Source organism: Flavobacterium sp. FlaQc-49 (assembly GCF_044005985.1).
Lineage (GTDB): Bacteria > Bacteroidota > Bacteroidia > Flavobacteriales > Flavobacteriaceae > Flavobacterium > Flavobacterium cupriresistens.
On the sequence record NZ_JBIPCS010000002.1, the window covers coordinates 301,359 to 326,768 of the forward strand.

24 protein-coding genes are annotated in these 25,410 nt (G+C 35.3%); 16 read left to right on the forward strand and 8 right to left on the reverse strand.

The features are described from left to right. Positions 1-29: 29 nt before the first annotated feature. The 6 genes from ACHRV3_RS04540 to ACHRV3_RS04565 all read left to right on the forward strand — a co-directional run bounded on the left by ACHRV3_RS04540 (position 30) and on the right by ACHRV3_RS04565 (position 4,865). Positions 30-572 (forward strand): hypothetical protein, encoded by a 543-nt coding sequence (locus ACHRV3_RS04540; protein WP_395433471.1) that lies wholly within the window; start codon positions 30-32, stop codon positions 570-572. 184 nt (positions 573-756) lie between these two features. Further along, positions 757-1,215, forward strand: a complete 459-nt coding sequence (locus ACHRV3_RS04545) for a Fur family transcriptional regulator (RefSeq protein WP_047775485.1) — start codon at positions 757-759, stop codon at positions 1,213-1,215. Between the two features lie 92 nt (positions 1,216-1,307). Further along, complete coding sequence (locus ACHRV3_RS04550) at positions 1,308-2,579, forward strand: adenylosuccinate synthase (RefSeq protein ID WP_395433473.1); 1,272 nt, start codon at positions 1,308-1,310, stop codon at positions 2,577-2,579. 57 nt (positions 2,580-2,636) lie between these two features. Further along, positions 2,637-3,218 carry an NUDIX domain-containing protein gene (locus ACHRV3_RS04555; protein ID WP_230005004.1) on the forward strand — a complete coding sequence of 194 codons (582 nt, stop codon included), beginning with the start codon at positions 2,637-2,639 and terminating at the stop codon, positions 3,216-3,218. A gap of 127 nt (positions 3,219-3,345) precedes the next feature. Beyond that, positions 3,346-3,915, forward strand: a complete 570-nt coding sequence (locus ACHRV3_RS04560) for a hypothetical protein (RefSeq protein ID WP_395433474.1) — start codon at positions 3,346-3,348, stop codon at positions 3,913-3,915. A gap of 86 nt (positions 3,916-4,001) precedes the next feature. Then, complete coding sequence (locus tag ACHRV3_RS04565; RefSeq protein WP_395433475.1) at positions 4,002-4,865, forward strand: L,D-transpeptidase; 864 nt, start codon at positions 4,002-4,004, stop codon at positions 4,863-4,865. A 402-nt stretch (positions 4,866-5,267) separates the two neighbouring features. On the opposite strand, the gene guaB is transcribed toward ACHRV3_RS04565, so the two are convergent. The 4 genes from guaB to ACHRV3_RS04585 all read right to left on the reverse strand — a co-directional run bounded on the left by guaB (position 5,268) and on the right by ACHRV3_RS04585 (position 10,314). Continuing rightward, positions 5,268-6,740, reverse strand: a complete 1,473-nt coding sequence (gene guaB, locus ACHRV3_RS04570) for an IMP dehydrogenase (protein ID WP_047775477.1) — start codon at positions 6,738-6,740, stop codon at positions 5,268-5,270. A 671-nt stretch (positions 6,741-7,411) separates the two neighbouring features. Next, positions 7,412-8,812, reverse strand: coding sequence for a DUF5723 family protein (locus tag ACHRV3_RS04575; RefSeq protein ID WP_395433476.1), 1,401 nt, complete (start codon positions 8,810-8,812; stop codon positions 7,412-7,414). Continuing rightward, complete coding sequence (locus ACHRV3_RS04580) at positions 8,809-9,363, reverse strand: hypothetical protein (protein ID WP_047775474.1); 555 nt, start codon at positions 9,361-9,363, stop codon at positions 8,809-8,811. The genes ACHRV3_RS04575 and ACHRV3_RS04580 overlap by 4 nt, the downstream gene beginning before the upstream one ends. Before the next feature lie 84 nt (positions 9,364-9,447). Next, positions 9,448-10,314 carry a hydroxymethylglutaryl-CoA lyase gene (locus tag ACHRV3_RS04585; RefSeq protein WP_047775472.1) on the reverse strand — a complete coding sequence of 289 codons (867 nt, stop codon included), beginning with the start codon at positions 10,312-10,314 and terminating at the stop codon, positions 9,448-9,450. Between the two features lie 205 nt (positions 10,315-10,519). Here ACHRV3_RS04585 and ACHRV3_RS04590 point away from each other — a divergent pair, with 205 nt between their 5' ends. After that, positions 10,520-11,125, forward strand: a complete 606-nt coding sequence (locus ACHRV3_RS04590) for a hypothetical protein (protein ID WP_395433478.1) — start codon at positions 10,520-10,522, stop codon at positions 11,123-11,125. A gap of 4 nt (positions 11,126-11,129) precedes the next feature. After that, entirely contained in the window at positions 11,130-11,846 is a 717-nt protein-coding gene (locus tag ACHRV3_RS04595; protein WP_395433479.1) for a DUF3307 domain-containing protein, read from the forward strand. Here the strand turns inward: ACHRV3_RS04595 and ACHRV3_RS04600 are convergent. Then, positions 11,832-12,866, reverse strand: coding sequence for a quinone-dependent dihydroorotate dehydrogenase (locus ACHRV3_RS04600; RefSeq protein WP_395433480.1), 1,035 nt, complete (start codon positions 12,864-12,866; stop codon positions 11,832-11,834). The two genes, ACHRV3_RS04595 and ACHRV3_RS04600, sit on opposite strands and share 15 nt — an antisense overlap. A gap of 193 nt (positions 12,867-13,059) precedes the next feature. Here ACHRV3_RS04600 and ACHRV3_RS04605 point away from each other — a divergent pair, with 193 nt between their 5' ends. The 4 genes from ACHRV3_RS04605 (at position 13,060) to ACHRV3_RS04620 (ending at position 17,363) form a co-directional block, all read left to right on the forward strand. Further along, on the forward strand, positions 13,060-14,052 hold the full coding sequence (locus ACHRV3_RS04605; RefSeq protein ID WP_395433481.1) for a DUF6515 family protein: 993 nt from the start codon (positions 13,060-13,062) through the stop codon (positions 14,050-14,052). A gap of 190 nt (positions 14,053-14,242) precedes the next feature. Continuing rightward, positions 14,243-15,379 (forward strand): formylglycine-generating enzyme family protein, encoded by a 1,137-nt coding sequence (locus ACHRV3_RS04610; protein WP_395433482.1) that lies wholly within the window; start codon positions 14,243-14,245, stop codon positions 15,377-15,379. Between the two features lie 118 nt (positions 15,380-15,497). After that, a complete protein-coding gene (gene pepT, locus ACHRV3_RS04615; RefSeq protein ID WP_395433483.1) occupies positions 15,498-16,775 on the forward strand; it encodes a peptidase T in 1,278 nt (425 codons plus the stop codon). Then, positions 16,776-17,363 carry a YdeI family protein gene (locus ACHRV3_RS04620; protein ID WP_395433485.1) on the forward strand — a complete coding sequence of 196 codons (588 nt, stop codon included), beginning with the start codon at positions 16,776-16,778 and terminating at the stop codon, positions 17,361-17,363. It abuts the gene before it with no gap. A gap of 1,079 nt (positions 17,364-18,442) precedes the next feature. Here the strand turns inward: ACHRV3_RS04620 and yajC are convergent. The 3 genes from yajC to ACHRV3_RS04635 all read right to left on the reverse strand — a co-directional run bounded on the left by yajC (position 18,443) and on the right by ACHRV3_RS04635 (position 21,315). Next, positions 18,443-18,718 (reverse strand): preprotein translocase subunit YajC, encoded by a 276-nt coding sequence (gene yajC, locus ACHRV3_RS04625; protein ID WP_047775458.1) that lies wholly within the window; start codon positions 18,716-18,718, stop codon positions 18,443-18,445. Positions 18,719-18,794: 76 nt separating this feature from the next. Further along, positions 18,795-19,706 carry a transcription antitermination factor NusB gene (nusB, locus tag ACHRV3_RS04630; protein WP_395426867.1) on the reverse strand — a complete coding sequence of 304 codons (912 nt, stop codon included), beginning with the start codon at positions 19,704-19,706 and terminating at the stop codon, positions 18,795-18,797. 502 nt (positions 19,707-20,208) lie between these two features. Continuing rightward, a complete protein-coding gene (locus ACHRV3_RS04635) occupies positions 20,209-21,315 on the reverse strand; it encodes a Glu/Leu/Phe/Val dehydrogenase (RefSeq protein ID WP_047775457.1) in 1,107 nt (368 codons plus the stop codon). A 204-nt stretch (positions 21,316-21,519) separates the two neighbouring features. Between ACHRV3_RS04635 and ACHRV3_RS04640 the strand changes: the two genes are divergently transcribed. From ACHRV3_RS04640 to ACHRV3_RS04655, 4 genes are all read left to right on the forward strand, one after another. Next, positions 21,520-23,298, forward strand: coding sequence for an ABC transporter ATP-binding protein (locus ACHRV3_RS04640; RefSeq protein WP_395426866.1), 1,779 nt, complete (start codon positions 21,520-21,522; stop codon positions 23,296-23,298). Between the two features lie 68 nt (positions 23,299-23,366). Next, entirely contained in the window at positions 23,367-23,735 is a 369-nt protein-coding gene (locus ACHRV3_RS04645) for a PUR family DNA/RNA-binding protein (protein ID WP_029268690.1), read from the forward strand. A 102-nt stretch (positions 23,736-23,837) separates the two neighbouring features. Beyond that, positions 23,838-24,662, forward strand: coding sequence for an alpha/beta hydrolase (locus ACHRV3_RS04650; RefSeq protein WP_395433486.1), 825 nt, complete (start codon positions 23,838-23,840; stop codon positions 24,660-24,662). Between the two features lie 23 nt (positions 24,663-24,685). Further along, positions 24,686-25,237 (forward strand): RBBP9/YdeN family alpha/beta hydrolase, encoded by a 552-nt coding sequence (locus ACHRV3_RS04655; RefSeq protein ID WP_395433488.1) that lies wholly within the window; start codon positions 24,686-24,688, stop codon positions 25,235-25,237. Positions 25,238-25,410 lie beyond the last annotated feature (173 nt).

Below are 25,410 nucleotides of genomic sequence, written 5' to 3' on the forward strand. Positions count from 1 at the left end.
CCTACTCTATTTATACTAAAATTATACTGATGAAAAATGATTCCTTAGAAATTCCGAAATTAAATTTTGACGCAAATGGAAGCCTCGTAATTGTCGCTTCTGAAACTTCCTCAAAACATGATTTTGACTTTTTTCAAGGAAAATCCATTATTCAAAACAGAAAATTAAAAAAAAGATTTGCCAATTGTACCGAATGGATTGAATTTCCCTCCACACAGGAAATGTACAAGATTCTAAACGGAATTGGTAATATTGATAATTTCCTCGCCACATTTAATGGCGAACCTTTTGAAGGAATGACAGTTCGTTTGTTTAATCCCGCCACAAAATTGTGGAGTATTTATTGGTCCGATTCAACAACGGGGGTTTTAGACCAACCTGTAATCGGTTCCTTTGAAGACAATGTGGGACACTTTTTTTCAGAAGACACTTTTGAAGGCCGAAACGTAATTCAGGTATTCCGTTGGGATGCCCGCGATAAAAAAAAGCCAATCTGGAGCCAGGCCATGAGTGACGACAAAGGCAAAACATGGGAATGGAACTGGTTTATGTTTATGACAAAAACCAACTAAATATTTTGTTAGTATTATCTCAAATAAAAATAAATATGTTAATAAAGCGAACTTAAACCGGTAAAAAAAAGTAACGCAAAACCCTTAAACAAGAGCTTTTGCCACACATAAACTCCGATTTGAAAGTTAAACTTTAAACCTGAAACTTTTATTCATTAAAATAAAAAATTATCTTTGCCAGATTATGACACTAATTTCAACTGACAATTCTAAAAATCAAGAAATTGTAAAAAATGTTTTTACGATGTATCTTGAGCAAAAAGGGCATCGCAAAACTCCTGAGCGTTATGCTATCCTTCAGGAAATTTACGATAGCGAAGAGCACTTTGATATAGAAAATCTTTATATCAAAATGAAGAACAAAAACTATCGTGTGAGTAGAGCAACTTTATACAACACGATCGAGTTATTGTTGGACTGCGCTTTGGTTAGAAAACATCAATTTGGGCAAAATCAGGCTTACTATGAGAAGTCTTATTTTGATAAGCAACACGATCACATTATCATGACTGATTCCGGTGAAGTGATCGAATTTTGTGATCCAAGAATTCAAACCATCAAAAAAACAATCGAAGAAATCTTTGACATCGAGATCACCAATCACTCTTTGTATTTCTACGGGAACAAAAAACAAAAACAATAGTCCGAAAGGAATTATTTTAAAAATAAAAGAAGAAAATTAACTACATTAATCAGTAGGGCAATTTAAATTGTCTCAACGCAAATTAAAACAGAATGACCGTAGACTTATTACTAGGATTACAATGGGGAGATGAAGGTAAAGGAAAAATTGTTGACGTTCTTACCTCTAATTATGATATTATTGCACGTTTTCAAGGAGGACCAAATGCAGGACATACATTAGAATTTGACGGAATCAAACATGTATTAAGAACCATTCCTTCCGGGATTTTTCATAAAAAATCAGTAAACATCATTGGAAATGGTGTTGTAATAGATCCGGTAGTTTTTCAAAAAGAAATCGAAGGTTTAGCAAAATTTAATCTTGATATTAAATCTAAATTGATCATTTCAAGAAAAGCACATTTAATTTTACCAACACACCGTTTGTTAGATGCCGCTTCTGAAGCATCAAAAGGAAAAGCAAAAATCGGTTCTACACTTAAAGGAATTGGCCCAACTTATATGGACAAAACCGGTAGAAACGGATTGCGCGTTGGAGATATCGAATTAGAAGATTTCAAAGAAAGATACAGAGCATTAGCAGACAAACATGAAGCAATGATTGCTTTTTATGATGTTGCGATCCAATACAACTTAGACGAACTTGAAAAAGAGTTTTTCGAAGCTATTGAAGAATTAAAAAAATTAGATTTTATTGACAGTGAAGAATACATGTACCAAGCTCAAAAAGCAGGTAAATCTATTCTATGCGAAGGAGCTCAAGGTTCTTTGTTAGATGTTGATTTCGGAACTTATCCTTTCGTAACATCTTCAAACACTACTGCAGCCGGAGCTTGTACTGGTTTAGGAATTGCTCCTAACAAAATCAAAGAAGTATACGGAATCTTCAAAGCTTACGTTACACGTGTAGGTAGCGGTCCATTCCCAACAGAACTTTTTGACGAAGTTGGTGCCACTATGGCAAGAGTTGGTAACGAATTTGGTTCTGTAACAGGAAGACAAAGACGTTGTGGATGGTTAGACTTAGTAGCTTTAAAATATGCTGTTCAGGTAAATGGTGTAACTCAATTAATGATGATGAAAGGCGATGTTCTTTCAGGATTTGAAACCTTAAAAGTATGTACGGAGTACAACTACAAAGGAGAAAACATTTCTCACTTTCCTTACAACATCGAGCCGGAAAATGTAACTCCGGTTTACAAAGAATTCAAAGGATGGCAAGCTGACTTAACTGGAATGACAACTTACGATCAATTGCCACTTGAGCTAAAAGAATATATCGAATTTATTGAAGCAGAAGTTGGAGTGCCAATCAAAATTGTATCGGTTGGGCCAGACAGAAAGCAAACAATAACGAAATAATTAATACTAAACGCTCTGATCATCAGAGCGTTTTTTTTATGCAAAACATTTTCTCCTATGACAAATCCTAAAATTAAAATAACAGAAACTAAATTATTATCAGACAATTGGTATACTTTAAACAAAGTAACTTTTGATTATCAATTAGGAAATAAAGAAACAGAATCCCACATCCGTGAAGTCTACGATCGCGGGAACGGAGCTGCCATTTTACTTTATAACAGAACAAAGAAAACGGTAGTGCTAACGAGACAATTCCGCATGCCAACTTTCCTTAACGGAAATAAGACCGGAATGATGATCGAAGTTTGCGCCGGACTTTTGGATCAGGAAAATGCAGAAGCAGCCATCATTCGCGAAACCGAAGAAGAAACCGGATACCGATTAAGCAAAGTGGAAAAAGTGATAGAAACTTATATGTCACCAGGCTCAGTTACAGAAATATTATACCTTTTTACAGGTGAATATGACGAGACCATGAAAACAAACGAAGGTGGCGGACTGGACCACGAACAAGAAAATATTGAAGTTTTAGAATATACTTTTGATGAAGCTTACAAAATGATAGAATCCGGTGAAATTTTGGATGCCAAAACGATTCTTTTGCTACAACATGCTAAGATAAAAGGGTTGATTTAGTATTTAAACCTATTTATTTAACACATAGAGACATAAATCTGGAGCTAACATTTTATATATTATGGTTTTCCTGCAAGGTCAGAAAAAGACCTTGCAGGAGACAACACACACATTAAATACTATTTTTATGAATCAAAAAACCGAAATCAATATTTGGCAAGAATTTACCAAAGAAACCGGAGGTGCTTTTAAAAAAGGACATTCTTCTATTTCTGATTCAACAACAATTGAATATAAAAACTGGACAATAACATTCGATAATTTTACGATTTGGTCCGGCAAATACAGCTCAGAAATGACAAGAGTCGTAACTCCAATTACTTTTGCCTCTCCATTTAGGTTTGAAATTTACAGAGAGGGATTTCTTCGTAAAATTGAAAATTTTATTGGAGCACAAGATATAAAAATTGGATATCCTCAATTCGACAAAGCTTTTACCATTAAAAGTGATAATGAGTTCAAAGTAAAAACGCTGTTACGAAATAAAGAAATTCGAAATAAAATCGAATCTCAAAAAGATGTCAATATTCTAATCTCAGATCAAAAGGGAATCTGGGAAGAAAAATTAACCGAAGGCAACTATGAACTATCATATTATACAGACGGCAAAATTAATGATTTAGAAATCCTAAAATCCCTAGTTACTCTTTTCAAAATAATATTGGATGAATTATATCAAATGAATTCAATTCACTGAAAATGCAAATCAAATAAACTATTTCAGGAATTGTGTAATTAATTCCGGCATTAAAAACAGAACTTTAGTACTCTAAAATAGTCTGTATGAAAAAGTTACACAACATCCCATTCGTTCTGATTTTAATCCTCTTGATTTTATTTTCTTGTAAAAACGAACGCACTACCAAAACTACAATTAAAGAGAAGAAAACGATAACATATAAAAAGCCTGAATCTTCAGTTTCCTACCACTTTGAAAACACCAAAGAATGGCTAAAAACTAACAAGGCCGACAGCAGTAAGTTAAGTATTGCTTGCGCCATAAACCGAACTGACAAGGTCAACCTTACCAAAATGGACTCTATTATTATCCCAACTGATTTTAGCGGTGATTTGGTTTATTACCTCCCTTTTCCGTTGCATGTTGCTTCTTTAGAAAACGTTTCAAAAGTACTCATTTTCTCTTATCCGGCTCAGGCATTTGCCGCTTATGAAAACGGCGAATTGGTTTATACCGGTCCAACCAATATGGGAAGAAAAAAAGACCCAACACCAACCGGTTTATTTTTCACCAATTGGAAAGCAGAAAAAACAACCAGTACTTTTAATGACGAATGGGACTTAAAATGGAATTTTAATATCGAAAATAAACTGGGAGTTGGTTTTCATCAATACGAATTACCGGGTTATCCTGCGTCTCATTCTTGCTTAAGACTTCTTGAAAAGGATGCTAAATACCTATACAAATGGGCAGACGAATGGATTTTGAAAGACAACGAAAATGTAAAAGTAAAAGGAACTCCGGTTATTGTTTTTGGCAGTTATCCGTTTGACGGACCAAAACCCTGGTTCGAATTGGTTAATGACCCGAAAGCAATGACAATTTCGGAGTCAGATATAGATAAACAGGTTGAACCTTTCCTAAAAAGTATTTTAGACAATCAAAAAGTTAGAGAAACAGCTCAATAATTTTTTTCTAGGAGAGCTGTAATTTTTTAAAGCTGAAACATTGATTTCTTGCAAAGTCGCAGTGTCGCAAAGTTTTTATTACTTTTCATGAAACCCTGTTATTTTATGATCATCCTCAAAAGGCAATTATAAACTTGTCATTTCGAAGCATGAGAAATCACACACGCAGCTCACGCCCAATTTGTCATTCTGAGGAACGAAGAATCTTCGTTCGCTGAATCAATTGTCTAGTGTTTTACTTTGCGGAGTTTCTTGTGAAGATTCTTCGTTCCTCAGAATGACAAAGTTATGGAAAAGGTTTGCGGAGTTTCTTGTGTGATTTCTCATGCTTCGAAATGACAAAAAAAAAGGCTGTTTCACGAATTATGAAACAGCCTTTATATCTCTATACAAAAACTTTAATTATCTAGAATAATTTGGAGCTTCTTTAGTAATAGTAACATTATGCGGGTGACTTTCTGTGATTCCGCTAGAAGTAATTCTAACAAAACGTCCTGTTTCTTGTAAAGTTGGAATATCTTTTGATCCACAGTATCCCATTCCGGCGCGAAGACCACCGATGAACTGAAGCATGCTTTCGTTTAATTCTCCTTTGTAAGGAACACGACCAACAATTCCTTCCGGAACTAATTTTTTAACATCGTCTTCAACATCCTGGAAATAACGGTCTTTAGATCCACCTTGCATGGCTTCAACAGAACCCATTCCACGGTAAGATTTGAATTTTCTTCCTTCGAAAATGATTGTTTCTCCCGGAGATTCTTTTGTTCCTGCTAATAATGAACCTAACATTACACAGTCAGCTCCGGCAGCAATAGCTTTAGGAATATCTCCTGTATAACGAATTCCACCATCTGCAATTACTGGAACTCCTGTTCCTTTTATAGCTGCTGCTACTTCAAGAACCGCAGAGAACTGAGGGAAACCAACACCGGCAACGATACGAGTTGTACAGATAGAACCAGGTCCGATTCCAACTTTTACACCATCAGCACCATTTTCCACTAAATATTTAGCCGCTTCCGGAGTTGCGATGTTACCTACAATTACATCAATATTTGGGAATTTTGTTTTTACTTCTTTCAATACATTCACAACACCTTCTGTATGTCCGTGAGCGGTATCGATAATAATAGCGTCTACTCCTGCAGCAACTAAAGCTTCTGCTCTTTGAACAGCATCTCCTGTAACTCCAATTGCAGCAGCAACTCTTAAACGTCCAAAAACGTCTTTGTTTGCGATTGGTTTTTGAGTTAGTTTGGTAATATCTCTAAAAGTTATTAAACCAACTAATTCGTATTTATCATTTACAACCGGTAATTTTTCGATTTTGTGGCCTTGTAAAACTACTTCCGCCTGTTCTAATGAAGTTCCTTCTGCAACGGTAACCAAGTTTGTGCTTGTCATTACCTCAACAATAGGCTTGGCACCATTTTTCTCAAAACGCAAATCACGGTTTGTAACGATACCTTTTAAAATTTTATTCTCATCAACAATTGGGATTCCACCAATTCCGAATTCTTTCATTGCATTTTTTGCATCTGCAATTGTTGAAGTCAACGGTAAAGTTACCGGATCGATAATCATACCTGCCTCAGCACGTTTTACTTTTCTAACCTTTGCAGCTTGCTGCTCAATCGTCATATTTTTATGCAAAACACCAATTCCGCCTTCCTGCGCCATAGCGATTGCCATTGCACTTTCGGTAACGGTATCCATAGCAGCTGATACTATTGGAACGTTTAATGTAATGTTTCTTGAAAATTTTGATTTGATGCTCACTTCGCGTGGAAGCACATTCGAGTAGTTAGGTACTAATAATACATCGTCATAAGTTAAACCTTCGCCGATAATCTTGGAGTTGTGTGCTATCATGTTGCAATTTCTAGTTGAATTGCGTGCAAATATAGTGAATAAATTGGAAACTTGTTCACTAACTTATTCATAAAATTTAATTTACAAGAAAGAACTTACAAATAAAAAGCACTTGATTCTGCATTATAACACCCCAAATTCTACCGCTAATGCTAGCGTACAGAATGTCACACAGACGAGATAAATAACTTATTTTTTTTAAACCATATAAGTTATATAAGTTCATTTAAATTTTACTTCCTTTTAAAATGAACTAAAAAAAACTCTAATCCGAACCAATTAAGACAAGCTATTATATGAATTTACATTACTTATGGTGACTTAATTTTTTAAACCATATAAGTAATGTAAGTTCATTTAAATTTTGCTTTCTTTAAAATGAACTAAAAAAACTCGCATTCGAACCAATCAAGACACACTAAACTTATATCACTTATATGGTTAAATATAGCATTATAACATTCAAATTTATTCAATCATAGCCAATGTAAAGAATAACACATACGAAATAGGTGACTTAATTTTTAAACCATATAAGTAATAATAAGTTCATTTAAATTTTGCTTTTTTCTAAAATGAACTAAAAAAAACTCCTATTCGCACCAATTAAGCCAAGCTATTATATGAACTTATATTACTTATATGGTTAAACCACATTACGTTAAAACACATCATTCATCACTATCTTGAAAAACAAAATTAAATCCGAATTGAAATGCCAGACTTTTGGCTTTTGTAACATCTTTATATTCCAAAACATTATTGACAAGGGCATAAAGATTAAATTTTCCGATAGTTCCCGAAAGCCCTAAACCGATATTTTTCTTGGAAAAAGTATCAAATGTATACGTAACTTTTGCATCCAGTTTTTCAAAAATACTACGCTGATAAAAAGCGGTAAAAGCAGCAAAAGGGGCTTTTGGCATTGACATCACAAACAACTGACCTCCCACGGCGTTTACATATTTTCTCCCCACGCTTCCTTTACAATTACAATCCTCATCTGAGCGGGATTCTCCGAACGAATATTGCGTAGAGGAATAAAATTTAACCGGTCTCCAAGTGGTGTACTTCGAATAAAGTGTATCGCGTGGAATGGCTTTTTTGAACTCATCAAAAGCATTTTCAGGATCATTAGTACCCGAAAAAATAGGATTTACACCATCATACTTGTAAAATCCTTTGTACGTATAAGTTTGAACATCCTTGGATTGTTTAATAAAACCGACATCCACAACACTCGCTGTAAATTGAAGATTTTCTTTAAAATAATACGTAAGTCCGGCATCGAAACCGAGGCCTAAACTTCCGTCAAGAAAGGTATTGCGGGCAAGATCGCTTGCTATATTTCCATTATAATCGTCTTCTCTAAAACTAGCAATTCCTGCAGTTCTGATTTCGAGGTTGGATGAAATAGCCTGATTGTAAAAATTGGGTGTTCCCGCATTTTGTCCCGTATAAATATAACCCGAATTCTTTGTCGCTGTTATGTTGGCACCACTTGAATAAATTTTAGCACGACCACCAAGAACTAACTTCTCACTTACCTTTTTATGAAATCCGATGTGAAAAACAGAAAGTACTTCTGCTTTGAGATTTAAATCTCCTAAATTGAATGATTTTCCAATATGATCCCGATTTCCGTCTAATGCCAAAACAGCTACATCTTTGGGGAAATACATCAAGAAATCAAATTCCTGATACACTCCAAACGAAACATACGATTTACTGTCCCTGTCTCCTACTCTAAAACCTCCTGAGAATACTTCGAGCTGTTGATTAATATGTGTTTTATCCGTATTTGATGATCGGTTTACGATGCTTCGGACTTTATCATTAAAATCAACTCCATTATCAGCGAATAAATCATAGGCCGAAAAGCTCTTTGATCCTATATTAGCAGAAACTCCGGACAATAACGGAACTCCAAAATAAAATTTGTATGACACATCAGCACCCGGATTTACAAGTGATGATTGCGGAATAGAGGTGAAATTATACAGTACTTCTTTATTCTGAGAAAAAGAGGAAAACTGAAAAAGCATTATTAAAATTAACCCTATCTTCTTCATTCTATTTCCATATAAACTGTTGCACCTGATCTCAATTTTAAACTTCCCGGACTATTTTCATTTAAAGGTGGCCCCGCGTCCATTTGTAATACAAAGCCAGCTTTAGTTGTTTGCTTTAACAATGCTAATCTTTGATTTTCAAATACTTCTGTAGGGTACTTTATTACATTTGAACTCCCTGAGTAAGCAGGAACTAAAAGTGTTATCGTTTCCAGCGTTTTGTTATCCTCACTAATAAGCAATAATTTTACCGTAAAAGCTCTGTTTATCGTATTTTCAATTTCAAAATCAAACTCAGCTTTCACCACATCATCCCGTAAAAACTTTTCCTTAAAAACATCGAATTCCTGTACATCAGATGTAATTATTTGCTCAACTCCATTATCAACAAATTGATTCGCGGGCACATTAAAATAAGCCAAATTACCGACCAGGACTGGTTGCAACTTGAAGTCATCAACTTGATCAAAATTTAAATCACTTGAACAGGAAACGAAGAATAAAGAAAAAATAATAAATGGAAGTATTTTATTTTGAAAGTACAATTTCATGACTACCTGATAATTAGATTTAAAGAACTCCAAATTGAGAGTTACTGATTATTATTTTCTATGTGAAACAAAAATACTTCATTTTTAATGATATTTCCCAAACAATTTTGACGCTTCATTATAAGCACTTTCAAAACTTAAAGAATTTAGTTCTGTTCTTTTTTTGTTTGCGGTAAAATAAGAAATCAACTTTTCTGTAGGCATATTTCCGGTTAGTTTATCAGTAGCCATCGGACACCCGCCAAACCCCTGAATAGCACCATCAAAGCGGATGCAACCTGCTTTATACGCGGCATCTATTTTCTCAAACCAACTATCGGGCGTCGTATGCAAATGCGCTCCGAATTCTATTTGCGGGTATTTCGGAATTAAATTCGAAAAAAGATACGTAATCACTTCCGGTGTAGAACTTCCGACCGTATCGGAAAGCGATAAGATTTTCACTCCCATTTTAGACAACTTTTCCGTCCACTCCCCTACTATTTCAACATTCCACGGATCACCATATGGATTTCCGAATCCCATAGAAAGGTAGGTTACTACTTCTTTGTTTTTTTTATCGGCAATTTCAAGAATTTCTGATAATGTAACCAAAGATTCCGCGATGGTTTTATGTGTATTTCGCATCTGAAAATTCTCTGATATAGAAAAAGGAAAACCCAGATACTGAATAGGTTCGTGCTCTGAAGCTGAAATGGCGCCTTGCGTATTTGCAATTATAGCCAAAAGCTTACTGGTTGTTTGAGATAAATCAAGCTGAGCCAACACTTCTACCGTATCCTGCATTTGCGGAATCGCTTTTGGAGATACAAAACTTCCAAAATCAATGGTATCAAATCCTACTCTAAGCAAAGCTTGTATATAGGAAACCTTATTTTGAGTCGGAATAAAATCCTTGATACCTTGCATAGCATCACGTGGACATTCGATAATCTTAATTTCTTTATTCAAAGCTTATTCTTTTATGAAGGCTAAGTTAGTTTCTTTTTTAAAGAAATAAAAACTATAATTTTCTTTAATGCTAAAATTACCTGATTGTGTAACATTTGAAGATGTTACATAATAACGTAACAATGCAAAATGTTACACAAAAACGTAACATGTAAAAATATTATGTACTTTTGTAATACTATTATTATTTATTATATTTGAATCTATGACTAGTGTAATCACAGGAGACTTAATTGACTCCAGAAAACAGAAATCAAAAGATTGGGTAGAAGGTTTAAAAAAGATCCTGTCTTTATTTGGCGAGGCACCCCTGCAATGGGAAGTATACAGAGGAGACGAATTTCAAATCGAAATAAAGAACCCTGAAGACGCTTTATTGTCGGCGATTTTAGTAAAAGCACATTTAAAATCTATCAAACTCGATGCGAGAATGAGCATTGGATTTGGCGACAAAACACATGCTGCTGAAAAAATATCCGAAAGCAATGGCTCTGCTTTCATCCATTCGGGGGAACTTTTTGAGACTTTAAAGAAACAAAAAGTGACCTTAGCGATACAAACAGCTAACCCGCTAATCGACGAAAAAATGAATCTGATGCTTCAGCTAGCCCTTACTTTTATGGACAACTGGCCGGCACAATCTGCCGAATTTGTAGCTATTGCAATAGAAAACCCGAGTTTATCTCAAGAAGAATTAGCACCGAAGTTAGGCATCAAAAGAGCTGCTGTGAGTCGCAGACAAAAACGTGCCCAATTTGATTTGATACTAAGCCTGGATCGTTATTTTAGAAAACAAATAAACACTTTATAGTCTTATGCTTTTATTTATAAAATTACTTTTAGCCCACCTATTAGGCGATTTTATAGGCCAGCCCAATTCATGGGTAGCCAATAAAGAAGCTAAAAAACATAAAAGTATTTATTTATATCTTCATATTCTTCTTCACGGAGTTTTGACGGCCATTCTTGTCGGAGAAATTCAATTTATACCCTATGCCGTTTTTATTACCATTTCACACGGAATAATTGATCTGATCAAGCTACATTTTCAAAAAAATAAAACAAAACGCACCTGGTTTATAGTAGACCAAATTCTGCATGTTTTAGTTTTAATCGGAGTTGTTTTTCTCTATCAAGACAAATCAATCGACATCAGCTGGTTTGGCAATCAGTTTTGGATTTTAATCACAGGAATTTTATTGGTCACAAAACCAACCTCTATTTTTATCAAAATAATCATTTCCATCTGGAGCCCTGAAAGCAGCAATGCGCATAGCGATAATTCACTGGCTAAAGCCGGAAACTATATTGGTATATTAGAGCGTCTGTTTGTTTTCTGTTTTATACTGACGGGTCACTTTGAAGCCATTGGATTTTTATTGGCTGCAAAATCGGTTTTTAGATTTGGTGATCTAAAAGAAGCCAAAGACAGAAAACTTACCGAATATGTTCTAATTGGTACTTTACTGAGTTTTGGTACCGCAATCCTCACCGGACTTATCGCGCAGGCATTACTTTTAAAATTGCTTTAAAATCTTTTTATTGATGGCTTTTATCAAGGCGGGGCCTTCATAAATAAAACCGGTATACAATTGTACCAGACTTGCTCCTGCATTTAACTTTTCGATCGCATCATCCGCAGAGTGAATACCTCCTACTCCGATAATAGGGAATGCTTTATTACTTTTCTCAGAAAGAAAACGAATAACCTCTGTAGAACGCTTCGTTAAGGGCTTCCCTGACAAACCACCCATTTCTGTTTGATTCGCAGCTTGCAATCCGTCACGTGAGATGGTAGTATTGGTAGCAATTACGCCGGCAATTTGAGTTGTTTTGACGATATCAATAATATCCAATAACTGCTCATCTGTTAAATCCGGAGCAATTTTCAATAAAATAGGTTTTACTTTTTGACTGCTTGTTTTTTGCTTTTCTATATTTCTGTCCTGCAACGTCTGCAACAAAGCTGTTAGTGGCTCTTTGTCTTGCAGCGCTCTTAAATTTGGGGTATTTGGAGAACTTACATTCACCACAAAATAATCAACATGATCAAATAAGGCATCAAAACAAATAATATAATCGTCTACCGCGTTTTCGTTTGGAGTGACTTTATTTTTACCAATATTACCTCCTATTAAAACATTTGAATTCTTTTTTAAACGTTCTACAGCTTCCAGAACTCCACCGTTATTGAATCCCATTCGATTGATAATCGCTTGATCTTCTTTTAAGCGAAACAAACGTTTTTTAGGATTTCCTTCCTGGCCCACTGGGGTAACGGTTCCAATTTCAATAAAACCGAATCCAAAATCAGAAAGTTCTTTATACAATTTAGCATCTTTATCAAATCCTGCTGCAAGTCCTACGGGGTTTTTAAATTTAATTCCAAAAACTTCTCTTTCCAGACGATTATCTTTTACTTCGTAAACGGATTTAATTATTGACGAAACTCCTGGTATTTTTGAAATGAATTTAACGAAAGAGAAAGTGAAGTAATGTACTTCTTCCGGATCAAACCAAAAAAGTATCGGACGAATTATCAATTTATACATAGTGTGTTGTTGTTGTTGTTTTTTCGGTGGCAAATTTAATTATAATACTTGAAAGTGTCCCTATGATAGTTTAATACTGCTACAAAAATTTACTTAAAAACCGGAATTAAATGCACTTGTTCGTTAAAATCAGTTTAATTTTTAAATATTTATACGTTTTTTTTTATAATTTAGTGAACCTAAAACACTGAAGATGAAAAATATAAAAAATGCAATTAAAAAGTTGGCAGTCCAATGCTTGATAGGCTCTTTTTTTCTAATTTCACTTGACGGTATGGCACAACGTCATGGTGGCGGTGGCGGACATGCCGGCGGCGGTGCACATCGCGCGGGCGGAGCTACTCAGGCCAGACCTGCACCAAAAGCCAGACCTGCGAACACAACAAGACCAACAAGGCCAGCTGCAGGGAACAAAACCTCCACAATCAACAGATCTGGCAACACTAACAACAAAGTAACCAGACCCAATAATTCCGGAACAAAAATTGGAGACAATAAAGTAACCAATAACAGAGGGAATGCTACAACAAACAGAAACAAAACCGGCAACAGAAACAACATTAGCGGTAATACTGTTAATAAAAACAGAAACAACGTAAACATAAATGTAAACAACAGCGTTCACGTTCGTAACAATCGTAATACGGTTGTAAGAAGAAACAATGTTGCTTATGGTCGTCCTGCATACCGATATGGCGGATACCGATACAATTGTTACCACCCTTATTTCTACCATCCGTACAGACCTTTTTATTGGGGACCAGTTTGGCATCCATGGGGATTCTTTATTACGTCTTTGGCCGTTACAGCAATTGTTGTTAGCGTAGAGAGCACTCAATACCACTATGATCAAGGGGTTTGGTACCAATCATCAAGCGGAGGTTACACTGCCGTACCGGCTCCGGTTGGAGGAACGGTCAACAATATTCCAAGTGGTGCCCAGACGGTCAATACAGGAACGGTCAACAATTATTATTACGGCGGAACCTATTATGAAAAAGACGGCAGCAATTATAAAGTAGTAGCACCAACAGCAGGAACAATAGTTGAAAGCCTGCCTGAAGGTGGTGAAGAAGTTACCGTTGGTGATGTAAAATACATCAAATTTGGTGAAACGTACTATCAACCTGTACAAGTTGATGGTAAAGACAAATACGAAGTAGCTCTTGTTGAAGAAGATAAATAAATAGTTCTGATGAAAAAATAAAATAATTCAGATAAAAACTATTTACTCTATAGAAACAGTAGAATTTTTATATATTTGAAATGAAATTAGATAACCTTATTAAACAAATTGTATTTAATAAGGTTATTTTTTTATATCATAGGCATTATTACCCTATACATCAATACCATTCAAACCAAAATCACCCAAAATGAAAACTAAAACTTATTGGATTTTTGCCATACTTACCATCTCCATTATTACTCTTGCTTTCGGTTATACCACTTTTAAAAGTCCGAAAGAAAAACTGGCTGCCGTAGATTGTGCTGAAACTCCAAATACTACAGCCGAATCTGATTTTAAACCAACCATTGCAAACAAAAATCCCGCCCCCTCTAAAGCACCAAAAGGAATGGTTTGGATTCCCGGTGGAGAATTTTCGATGGGCAGTAATGTTGAAGATGAAAGTTTGTGCAATATAAAAGGCGTAACAAAAGACGCTGCTCCTATTCACCGCGTTTATGTTGACGGTTATTTTATGGATAAAACCGAAGTCACCAACGAAGAATATGCAAAATTTGTAAAAGCCACTGGATACGTAACTGTTGCGGAACAGAAACCAACTAAAGAAGAATTTCCAACGGCAGCCGAAGAAGATCTAATAACAGGATCTGTTATATTTACTCCGACACCAGCCGCAGTTAATCTCAACAACTTTTTACAATGGTGGTCCTATGTTGGCGGTGCCGACTGGAAGCATCCCGAAGGCCCTCAAAGTAGCATTAAAGGAAAAGAAAAATATCCTGTAGTTCACATTACCTATGAAGATGCTGCTGCTTATGCAAAATGGGCCGGCAAAAGATTACCTACTGAGGCGGAATGGGAATTTGCTGCCCGTGGCGGTAAAACCGGAAACTTATACGCCTGGGGAAATACATTAAAACCAAATGGGAAATTTCAAGCCAATATATATCAGGGGCACTTTCCAATCAAAGACGGAGACACTGGTGAAGATGGTTTTAAAGGAATTGCACCAACTGCACAATTTGAACCAAATACCTATGGCCTCTATGACATAGGCGGAAATGTATGGGAATGGGTCAACGATTGGTATAGTGTAGATTACTACCAAACGTTAGCCGGAGATGGAAAAATCACCAAAAACCCACAAGGACCGAAAGCTTACAATGACCCAAGCGATCCAACAGAGAAAAAAAGAGTACATCGAGGCGGATCCTTTTTATGCACCGATCAGTATTGCACGCGCTATATGGTCGGCACAAGAGGAAAAGGAGAAATCAGATCTACAGCCAATCATCTTGGGTTTAGATGCGTAAAAAGCATCTGAAAATAAAACACAACAAAAGGGTTCTATAAAACAGAATCCTTTTTTATTTGAATTTAGATATTAAGAGCTACAATTTTACAGCTAAGAAAAATGTCTATATTTGCTAAAAAATAAAAAAATGCAACATATTATTGATCGTTTTATAAGTTATGTAACAATTGATACAGAATCTGATCCAAATTCAAAAACAACTCCAAGTACAGAAAAACAATGGAACCTTGCCAATAAATTAGTCGAAGAACTAAAAACAATTGGTTTAGAAGACGTTACAATAGACGACAAAGCATACATCATGGCTACTTTGCCAAGCAATGTGGATCATGAAGTCCCTACAATTGGATTTATTTCGCATTTTGACACTTCCCCGGATTTTAGCGGAGCTAACGTAAAACCACAAATTGTCGAAAATTACGACGGAAAAGACATTGTTCTGAATGCCGAAAAAAACATCATTTTATCGCCTGACTATTTCAAAGATTTATTACAATATAAAGGTCAAACGATCATCACAACTGACGGAACAACGCTATTAGGTGCCGATGATAAAGCCGGAATTACTGAGATTGTTTCAGCAATGGAGTATCTGGTACAACACCCTGAAATCAAACACGGTAAAATCAGAATTGGATTTACCCCTGACGAAGAAATCGGTCGCGGCGCACATCATTTTGACGTAGAGAAATTCGGAGCGCAATGGGCTTACACGATGGACGGAAGTCAGATTGGCGAATTAGAATACGAAAATTTTAACGCTGCAGGCGCCAAAATTACTTTTAAAGGAAAAAGTGTTCATCCGGGTTATGCAAAAGGAAAAATGATCAATTCAATGCTGATTGCAAATGATTTTATCAATGAACTTCCAAAAGGAGAAACACCACAACAAACTAAAGGGTATGAAGGCTTCTTTCACGTTCATCATATCGCAGGACATATTGAAGAAACCGTTTTAGAACTTATCATTCGCGATCACAACAAGAAAAAATTCGAAAAACGAAAAGAGTTAGTCGAAAAAATTGCGAAGAAAATCAATAAAAAATTCGCCAAAAAGTTCGGCGAAGACATTGTAACTATTGAAGTAAAAGACCAATATTACAATATGAAAGAAAAAGTACTTCCCGTAAAACATATCGTTGACATAGCCGAAAAAGCAATGAGGGAATTAGACATAAAACCGATCATAAAACCTATTCGTGGCGGAACTGACGGTTCACAACTATCTTATATGGGATTACCATGTCCTAATATTTTTGCCGGCGGTCATAACTTTCACGGAAAATATGAATATGTTCCCGCAGAAAGCATCCAAAAAGCAACTAATGTCATTGTGAAAATTGCCGAGTTAACAGCAGTACCGGGAATTTTTGATGCACCTGAAAAACCTAAAAAAAGAAAATAATTGGAACCAGCATCCGATAAAAAACAGGTTTGGGACAAAGTCAATAATTGGGAAGAAGAATTACTTCTTCTTCAATCAATTATTGACAAAACCGAACTGATTGAAACCATAAAATGGGGCGGCCCCGTTTATGTTTACAATAAAAAAAATGTTATCGGAATTGGAGGTTTTAAGGATTATTTTACCATTTGGTTTTTCAATGGCGTTTTCTTGAAAGACGAGAAAAAGAAACTCATCAACGCCCAGGAAGATAAAACAAAATCATTGCGTCAATGGCGTTTTACCTCTAAAGAAGAGGTTAACGAAAAAGAAGTTCTGGAATACATTCTCGAGGCTATTGAAAACGAAAAACAGGGAAAAGTCATCAAACCAACAAAAAAAGAAACTATCGTTTCTGAGTTGCTGGAAAAAGAAATGAGTCAGAATCCGGCTTTAGCAAAAGCTTTTCAGGCTTTTTCTCCTTACAAACAATATGAGTTTTTAGAATATATTGAAACTGCCAAACAGGAAAAAACTAAACTTTCAAGAATCGAAAAGATAATCCCGATGGTTTTAGGACATATTGGGTTGAATGATAAATACAGGTAGTTAAATTCCAATTTTTTAAAATTCCAAATTCCAATTGTTTGGGAACTGGGTATTGTTGTTTACTCATTTCTACTTGAGAAAAAAGAATGATAACTAAAGTCTCCTACTGATTTTCCAGATTAAATTTGCTTAACACAACTTTTATACTTTAAAGCTACGAAAAAACGCAAAAGTCAAACACACGCAGTTTGTGAAATATTGGATGTGATTTCTCGTACCTCGAAAGGAACAAACGTGGCTTGTTATTTTTCTAACTTACACTTTTATTTGATTCCGTGTCATTTCGACGAAGGAGAAATCACACCAGGAATTCCGCATAGTGAGCGACCATTCTTTGTCGAGTTACGCGTGTGATTTCTCGTACCTCGAAAAGAACAAATGTGGCCTGTTATTTTTCTAACTTACACTTTTACTTGATTCCGTGTCATTTCGACGAAGGAGAAATCACACAAGAAACTCCGCATAGTAAGCGACCATTCTTTGTCGAGTTACACGTGTGATTTCTCGTACCTCGAAAGGAACAAATGTGACCTGTTATTTTTCTAACTTACACTTTTACTTGATTCCGTGTCATTTCGACGAAGGAGAAATCACACCAGGAATTCCGCATAGTGAGCGACCATTCTTTGTCGAGTTAAGCGTGTGATTTCTCGTACCTCGAAAGGAACAAATGTGGCTTGTTATTTTTCTAACTTACACTTTTACTTGATTCCGTGTCATTTCGACGAAGGAGAAATCACACAAGAAACTCCGCATAGAAAATCGCCAATCTTTGTCGAATATTGGATGCGATTTCTCCTTCGTCGAAATGACAAAAAAAAGGACTGAAATTCCAATACTAAAATTCCAAATTCCAAACTTCCCCCAAATGTCACCCTGAGCGAAGTCGAAGGAGAAATCACACCAGAAATTCCATATGAAAAATCGCCAATCTTTGCCGAGTTACGGGTATGATTTCACGCGTCTCCAAATGACAAAGTCATAGCGAATACTAGTTTTCAGCCATAAAAAAATCCCAAATTCCAGCATTACAACTTTGGAATTTGGGATTTTAAAAATTTTTGGAATTTAAAAAAAAACTATGCTTTTTTGTTCAAAGCAGCGCTCATTTCCATAGAAATTGCAGAACGCTCTAGTTTTAATTTTCCAGACATTGTTTCAATGATTACGGTAGTTTCTGCTAGTTCAACTACTTTACCGTGAAAACCACTTTTTGTAATTATTTTGTCACCTACTTTTAGGCTGCTTTCAAATTCTTTTTCGTTTTTTGCTCTTTTTTGTTGTGGTCTGATCATAAAGAAATAGATTACCACAAACATTAATAGAAATGGCGCAAATTGAGTTAATTGTCCCATAATTTAAATACTTTTTTGTTTATTATTAATATTCTTTTTGGAATTTGAAATTCTAGTTTTTGAAAATTACTTTCAATTACATCAAACCTCTACCAACTTTAATCATCTTTTTGTTAGCTTCCAGCTCTTTAACTAAATTATCTAAAATTCCGTTGATAAAAATACTACTTTTTGGTGTAGAATACTCTTTGGCAATTTCTAAATATTCGTTAAGAGTTACTTTTACAGGAATTGAAGGAAATTTTAAAAACTCGCAAATTGCCATTTTTAAAATAATAGTATCAATTTCAGCAATACGATCACTATCCCAGTTTGGTGTTTTATCATCGTATTCTTTTGCAAAAATCGACTCATTTAAAACTGTTCTTCTAAACAAATCTTTTGCAAAATCTTTATCCTCTACATCTTTGTACAATTTTGGCACTCTAAAATCGTCCGGATCTTGCGTTTTAATCGCTTTCAATTGCTTGATAATATGCGTATTTACAACCGGAATATCATCAACCCATGTTAATTTATCGTCTTCCAGATATTCATACAATTTATCATTCGGAACAATAACATCAGCAAACAAATCAATTACAAATTGTCTGTCTTCTTCAAAAGTATTGGTCGAATTGCTCATGTATTTAGTATACAATTCGCTTGATTTAATATCATTTAAAAGCAATAAAATATAATCATCATTTAATGACCAGTTATTGATTTTACGATTTTCTAAAGCGATACTAAGTGAATTACTTTCGGCAAGTAGTTGAAAAATTTTATTATTGATAAATTTTTCATTCGGATTACGTTCTGCAGCAGTTGCAAGATGTTTTTTACTTGAAAGATGTAAAAAAACTGACTCTTTTTTACAAATTTCTATCAACGAAGAAAGCATTATAAGGTATAAGTCCTGAATATTATCTATGCTATAAAAAAGAAATTTCTCTTCTTTTTCCATATTATCAGAACCGCTTTGATGCATTGCATAAATGGATTGCATTACTTTAACGCGTATGTGTCTTCTATTTACCACCTTGTAAGAACATTTTAAAATTAGGGTGCAAAAATAAGAATTAAACAGGTTATAATGAAATTTAATCCAATAAAAAACACAATTCGTAATCAATTAAGTTTTAGTCGTAGGGGGAAAGTCGCAGTTTGCAGTCCCGGTCACCCTTTTCAGTCGCGCTTGAGGCCTTTAAAATGTACTGATAAATAAAGGAAAGTCACGGTTTTCAGTCGCAGTTTACAGAATCTATCAATAATCTGAGTTCGATCCTTAAGTTCCTGATTTTCATATATTCTATTTTTCCTGCGAAGTCATTTTTTGATCTTGCAAGGGTAAAACATCAATCATGATACCTACAAGGTCAAAAAAAGACCTTGCAGGATCTGTTATCTAAACTTTAATGAATAAAAAAAGTCTCAGTTCCCAGTCACAGTCTTCAGCGTATACTGAGAACCGGGACTGAAAACTGAGACTAAAGACTAAGTCTTAAAAACTACTTCTTAGCGTTCTCGATTTTTCTTTGATCGATACGATTCTGAGCAATTGTAAGTGCTGCTTTATGTGTAGTCATTCCGTTTTTCACAGCGTAATCGATAATTTCTAAAGTTGTATTATAGATATTTTCGGTTTTGCTCATGATTTCGGCTTTACCGTAGTGCTCTAATTCAGCGTAAACATTGATAATTCCACCCGCGTTGATTAAGAAATCCGGTGCATATAAAATACCTCTTTCCTGTAATCTTGCTCCGTGTACATTCTCATCTGCCAACTGATTGTTAGCTGCTCCAGCAATAACTTTAGCTTTTATTTTGTTTACAGTATCGTCGTTGATGGTTGCTCCCATTGCACATGGCGCATAAATATCAACATCTGCAGTATATAAATCTTCTCCGGTATAAATTGTAGCATTGTATTTTGAAGCTACCTGATACAATTTTTCTTCGTTGATATCAGTAATAGTCACTTGTGCGCCTTCTTTAGTCAAATACTCAACCAAAGTTTCACCCACGTGTCCAATTCCTTGAACCAAAACTTTTTTACCATCTAAAACATCAGAACCAAACTGACTTTTTGCAGCCGCTTTCATTCCTAAATAAACACCGTAAGCCGTTACAGGAGAAGGATTTCCTGAACCACCTCTTTCTTCAGAGATTCCGGTAACATAAGGTGTTACATCTCTAACGGTATCCATATCTTTAGTCTCCATTCCAACATCTTCAGCTGTAATATATCTACCACCTAAAGAGTGAACAAATTCGCCAAACTTACGCATTAACTCAGGAGTTTTTTGCGTTTTGGCATCACCAATAATTACTGCTTTTCCCCCACCAATATTCAGTCCGGTAATTGCAGATTTATAAGTCATACCTCTTGAAAGACGCAAAACATCGTTTAAAGCTTCCCATTCAGTATTATAATTCCACATTCTAGTACCTCCTAAAGCTGGTCCCATAACTGAATTATGAATACCAATAATTGCTTTTAAACCTGTATCTTTGTCATTGCAAAATACAATTTGTTCGTGATCGTTAAAAGATAACTGACCAAAAACAGGATCCATTTTTTGAAGTTCCTTTCCAGTTGTGAAAGTTGCATCCATAGCGCTACTATTTATTTGTTAAAATTATGAATTTGTCAAAAAGACATCTCAAACATAAACAAAAAATACACATGTGCTATTTTTTTGTCTTTAGAATAACAAATTAACAATCAATTTATTGTGAACAAATTGCGTTTTCTATTGCTTTTTATTTAAAGCAATTCACAAAACCAATATCATTTTAACATTGAATATCTTAAAAAAATGAAAGAATTACGCTATTTAAACAAATACTTCATCAAATATAAATATAGTTTCTCTTTAGGAATTTTAATCACCATAATCGCACAAATTTTTTCATTATTCACTCCAAAGCTAATTAGCAGGTCCTTAAGTGCTATTGAAAAGTTCGACAAATTACCAAAAGCCGATCAGGTATCGAAAACAATTATCGCTTCGTACCATCAGGATTTGATTCATAATGTACTGCTAATCATAGCTACTACCATTGTTGCGGGCTTCCTGACCTTCTTAATGCGTCAGACTTTAATCGTAATGTCACGTCATATTGAATTTGATCTAAAGAATGAAGTCTTTAAACAATATGAAAATCTCTCCCAAAATTTCTACAAACAGAACAGAACCGGAGATTTAATGAACCGAATCAGCGAAGACGTATCAAAAGTACGTATGTACGTTGGCCCTGCCGTTATGTATACGATTAATACATTTATCCGTTTTGCCATTGTGATTATCTATATGTATAGTGTATCTCCCTTACTGACTTTGTATACGATTTTGCCATTACCTATACTCTCTTATTGCATTTTCAAACTAAGTTCAGCCATCAATAAAAAAAGTACCATCTTCCAGCAATATTTATCTAAAGTTTCGAGTTTCTCTCAGGAAATCTTTTCAGGAATACGAGTAATAAAGGCATATTCTTTAGAAAACCAACATCAAAACAACATGGTTGCTCTTGCTGACGAAAGCAAGAAAAAGAGCTTGGATTTAGCCAAAGTGCAATCCCTTTTTGGCCCCCTAATGATTGCTTTAATCGGAATCAGTAACTTGGTGGTGATTTATTTTGGTGGTGTTATGTACATTAATGGTACTATTCAAAGCATCGGAACTATTGCTGAGTTTATCTTATATGTAAACATGTTAACCTGGCCTGTTGCTTCATTAGGATGGGTTTCTTCTATGGTTCAGGAAGCCGAAGCTTCGCAAAAACGTCTAAATGAATTTTTGAAAATTGAACCGGAAATCAAAAATAACAATCAAAATCCATCCGATATTCAAGGCTCCATTTCTTTTGAAAACGTGAGTTACACCTACGAAGACACCAATATTGAAGCACTTAAAAATGTAACTTTCACAGTAAAAAAAGGAGAAACCTTAGCTATTTTAGGAAAAACCGGTTCCGGAAAGTCAACAATATTATCACTCATTTCACGTTTATATGATGTTACGCAAGGAAAAATCACAATTGACCAACATGAAATAAGTACTTTAAATTTAAATGATTTAAGAAACAACATTGGAATTGTTCCTCAGGATGCTTTTTTATTTTCAGATACTATTAAAAACAATATCAAATTTGGAAATCAGAATGCCACAGACGAAGAAGTTATTAAAGCTGCACAAAACGCTGTTGTTCACGACAATATAATTGCTTTCAACAAACAATACGACACTGTATTAGGAGAAAGAGGTATCACCCTTTCGGGCGGACAAAAGCAACGGGTTTCAATTGCGAGAGCGATTATTAAAAATCCGGCTATTTTACTTTTTGACGATTGCTTATCTGCAGTCGATACAGAGACAGAAGAGACGATTTTAAACAATTTGTTCGAAATTTGTAAAGATAAAACGACAATAATTGTCAGTCATCGGGTTTCTTCAGCAAAAAATGCCGACAAAATTATCATCCTTGAGGACGGTAAAATCATCCAACAAGGCTCTCATAATCAATTAATAAATCAGGAGGGTTATTATTCTTCGTTATATTTGAAACAACTTTCGGAAAAAGAATTACTTTAATTGTTGTGTAATCGATAATTTTTTATGATTTTTGAGTACTATTAATTCCAAAAATGATAGAACGTATTATGAGAGAAAATGACATGTTAGAAAAAGAAGAGATTTTTTCTAAAGTATTACGAGCAGGGAGAAGAACTTATTTCTTTGATGTGAGAGCGACAAAGGCTGACGATTATTATATCACGATTACCGAAAGCAAGAAATTTACTGAAGAAGATGGTTCATTTCACTTTAAAAAACACAAAATCTACTTGTACAAAGAAGATTTTAGTGCTTTCGCTGAAATACTTGAAGAGATGACTTCGTATGTCTTGAACCACAAAGGCGAAGAGGTAATTTCTGAAAGACACCAAAAAGATTTTAAAAAAGAGTACGGTTCTGATAAACCTGAAGGACAGAGATCTAGCTTTACTGATATTGATTTCGACGATATTTAGTCCTAAAAATAGCTTTTTAAAAAGTACGAGTCCAACATGTCCTGCATTTTGGACTTTTTTTATACCTTTAAATTATCGCTTCCTTTTCCAAAACCCGCAACAATGAAAAAAAAACTGCTACTTCTCTATTTCTTCTTTACTGCAAGTATCCTTTTTGCTCAAAAAACGAAGTATGAAATAAAATCCAATATTCAGTATTACGATTCTGCAACAAATAAAAATGACAATTACATTAACCAACGTTGCGTATTAGACATATATTATCCTAAAAACAAAAAGGGCTTCGCAACGATTCTTTGGTTTCATGGCGGGGGCCTAAGCGGAGGGCATATGGAAATTCCGGAAGCTCTGAAAAACAAAGGTTTTGCCATTGTAGGCATTAATTACAGATTATCGCCAAAAGTAAAAGCGGCTAAATGTATAGAAGATAGTGCCGCAGCCGTTGCCTGGGCTTTTAATAATATTGCAGATTACGGAGGTGACCCGGAACTGATTTTTGTTTCCGGACATTCCGCCGGAGGCTACCTGACTTCAATGATTGGTCTGGATAAAAAATGGTTACAAAAAGAAGGTATTGATGCCAATAAAATTGCAGGACTTATCCCTTTTAGTGGTCAGTGCATTACTCATTTCGAAATCAGAAAAGAAAATGGAATTCAGAATACACAAGCAACTATCGATAATTACGCACCAATTTATCATGTTCGTTCCGACGCTCCACCAATCTTACTAATAACCGGAGACCGTGAAATGGAAATGCTGGGTCGCTATGAAGAAAACGCTTATATGGCCCGTATGATGAAACTTGTGGGACACAAACAGACCAAACTTTTTGAGTTAGACGGTTATGGTCACGGAATGACTGAGCCAGGCTTTCCATTACTTTTAAACGAAGTTAACCGAATTATAAAACAACGCGAAAAATAACCTTTAAAAACAAATCCACGGCAATGGAAACAAATTTATTAATACTACCCGGACTAGGAAACTCAGGCGAAAAACATTGGCAAACTTTCTGGCATGAAAAATTCAAAAACTCCAAACGAATTGTTCAGGACAATTGGGACGAGCCTATTCGTACCGAATGGATCGAAAGATTAAACGAGGAAATTTCCAAACTAAACAGCCCAACCATTCTTGTAGCGCATAGCTTAGCCGTTTCATTGGTATTGCATTGGGCTGCTTCAAATCACAACAAAAATATTGTCGGTGCACTCTTAGTAGCTCCCGCAGATGTAGACTCTCCCGAGCATACTCCGGAATGCATCAGAAACTTTTCTCCAATACCAACTATAAAATTACCTTTCCCGTCTATTGTTGTAGCCAGCGAAAACGATCCTTACGCCTCTTTTGAGCGAAAAAAATACTTTGCCCAAATGTGGGGAAGTGAACTTGTCAACGTAGGGCAAAAAGGCCACATCAATTCAGATTCCGATTTAAAATACTGGGAAGAAGGACAGTTGATTTTACAACAATTAGTTGCGAAAATTAATACTATTTAGTCTCAGTTTTCAGTCTCAGTCTCAGTCTCGAAAAGCGGAATTGTGATTGCGAAATGCAGCCTCTGAGATGTAAAATGAAAAGCGTGTAATCTAAACTGAATACTGCGACTGAGACCGTGACTGAGACTGTGACTGAGACTGTGACTGAGACTGTGACTGAGACTGTGACTGAG

Coding starts and splice junctions, on each gene's coding strand:
- pepT (WP_395433483.1), top strand. CDS start 15,498: ATGCAACATATTATTGATCGTTTTATAAGTTATGTAACAATTGATACA.
- ACHRV3_RS04555 (WP_230005004.1), top strand. CDS start 2,637: ATGACAAATCCTAAAATTAAAATAACAGAAACTAAATTATTATCAGAC.
- ACHRV3_RS04635 (WP_047775457.1), bottom strand. CDS start 21,315: ATGGATGCAACTTTCACAACTGGAAAGGAACTTCAAAAAATGGATCCT.
- ACHRV3_RS04575 (WP_395433476.1), bottom strand. CDS start 8,812: ATGAAGAAGATAGGGTTAATTTTAATAATGCTTTTTCAGTTTTCCTCT.
- ACHRV3_RS04650 (WP_395433486.1), top strand. CDS start 23,838: ATGAAAAAAAAACTGCTACTTCTCTATTTCTTCTTTACTGCAAGTATC.
- nusB (WP_395426867.1), bottom strand. CDS start 19,706: ATGCAATCCATTTATGCAATGCATCAAAGCGGTTCTGATAATATGGAA.
- ACHRV3_RS04640 (WP_395426866.1), top strand. CDS start 21,520: ATGAAAGAATTACGCTATTTAAACAAATACTTCATCAAATATAAATAT.
- ACHRV3_RS04550 (WP_395433473.1), top strand. CDS start 1,308: ATGACCGTAGACTTATTACTAGGATTACAATGGGGAGATGAAGGTAAA.
- ACHRV3_RS04600 (WP_395433480.1), bottom strand. CDS start 12,866: ATGTATAAATTGATAATTCGTCCGATACTTTTTTGGTTTGATCCGGAA.
- ACHRV3_RS04595 (WP_395433479.1), top strand. CDS start 11,130: ATGCTTTTATTTATAAAATTACTTTTAGCCCACCTATTAGGCGATTTT.
- ACHRV3_RS04590 (WP_395433478.1), top strand. CDS start 10,520: ATGACTAGTGTAATCACAGGAGACTTAATTGACTCCAGAAAACAGAAA.
- ACHRV3_RS04565 (WP_395433475.1), top strand. CDS start 4,002: ATGAAAAAGTTACACAACATCCCATTCGTTCTGATTTTAATCCTCTTG.
- guaB (WP_047775477.1), bottom strand. CDS start 6,740: ATGATAGCACACAACTCCAAGATTATCGGCGAAGGTTTAACTTATGAC.
- ACHRV3_RS04580 (WP_047775474.1), bottom strand. CDS start 9,363: ATGAAATTGTACTTTCAAAATAAAATACTTCCATTTATTATTTTTTCT.
- ACHRV3_RS04605 (WP_395433481.1), top strand. CDS start 13,060: ATGAAAAATATAAAAAATGCAATTAAAAAGTTGGCAGTCCAATGCTTG.
- ACHRV3_RS04540 (WP_395433471.1), top strand. CDS start 30: ATGAAAAATGATTCCTTAGAAATTCCGAAATTAAATTTTGACGCAAAT.
- yajC (WP_047775458.1), bottom strand. CDS start 18,718: ATGGGACAATTAACTCAATTTGCGCCATTTCTATTAATGTTTGTGGTA.
- ACHRV3_RS04610 (WP_395433482.1), top strand. CDS start 14,243: ATGAAAACTAAAACTTATTGGATTTTTGCCATACTTACCATCTCCATT.
- ACHRV3_RS04560 (WP_395433474.1), top strand. CDS start 3,346: ATGAATCAAAAAACCGAAATCAATATTTGGCAAGAATTTACCAAAGAA.
- ACHRV3_RS04655 (WP_395433488.1), top strand. CDS start 24,686: ATGGAAACAAATTTATTAATACTACCCGGACTAGGAAACTCAGGCGAA.
- ACHRV3_RS04545 (WP_047775485.1), top strand. CDS start 757: ATGACACTAATTTCAACTGACAATTCTAAAAATCAAGAAATTGTAAAA.
- ACHRV3_RS04645 (WP_029268690.1), top strand. CDS start 23,367: ATGAGAGAAAATGACATGTTAGAAAAAGAAGAGATTTTTTCTAAAGTA.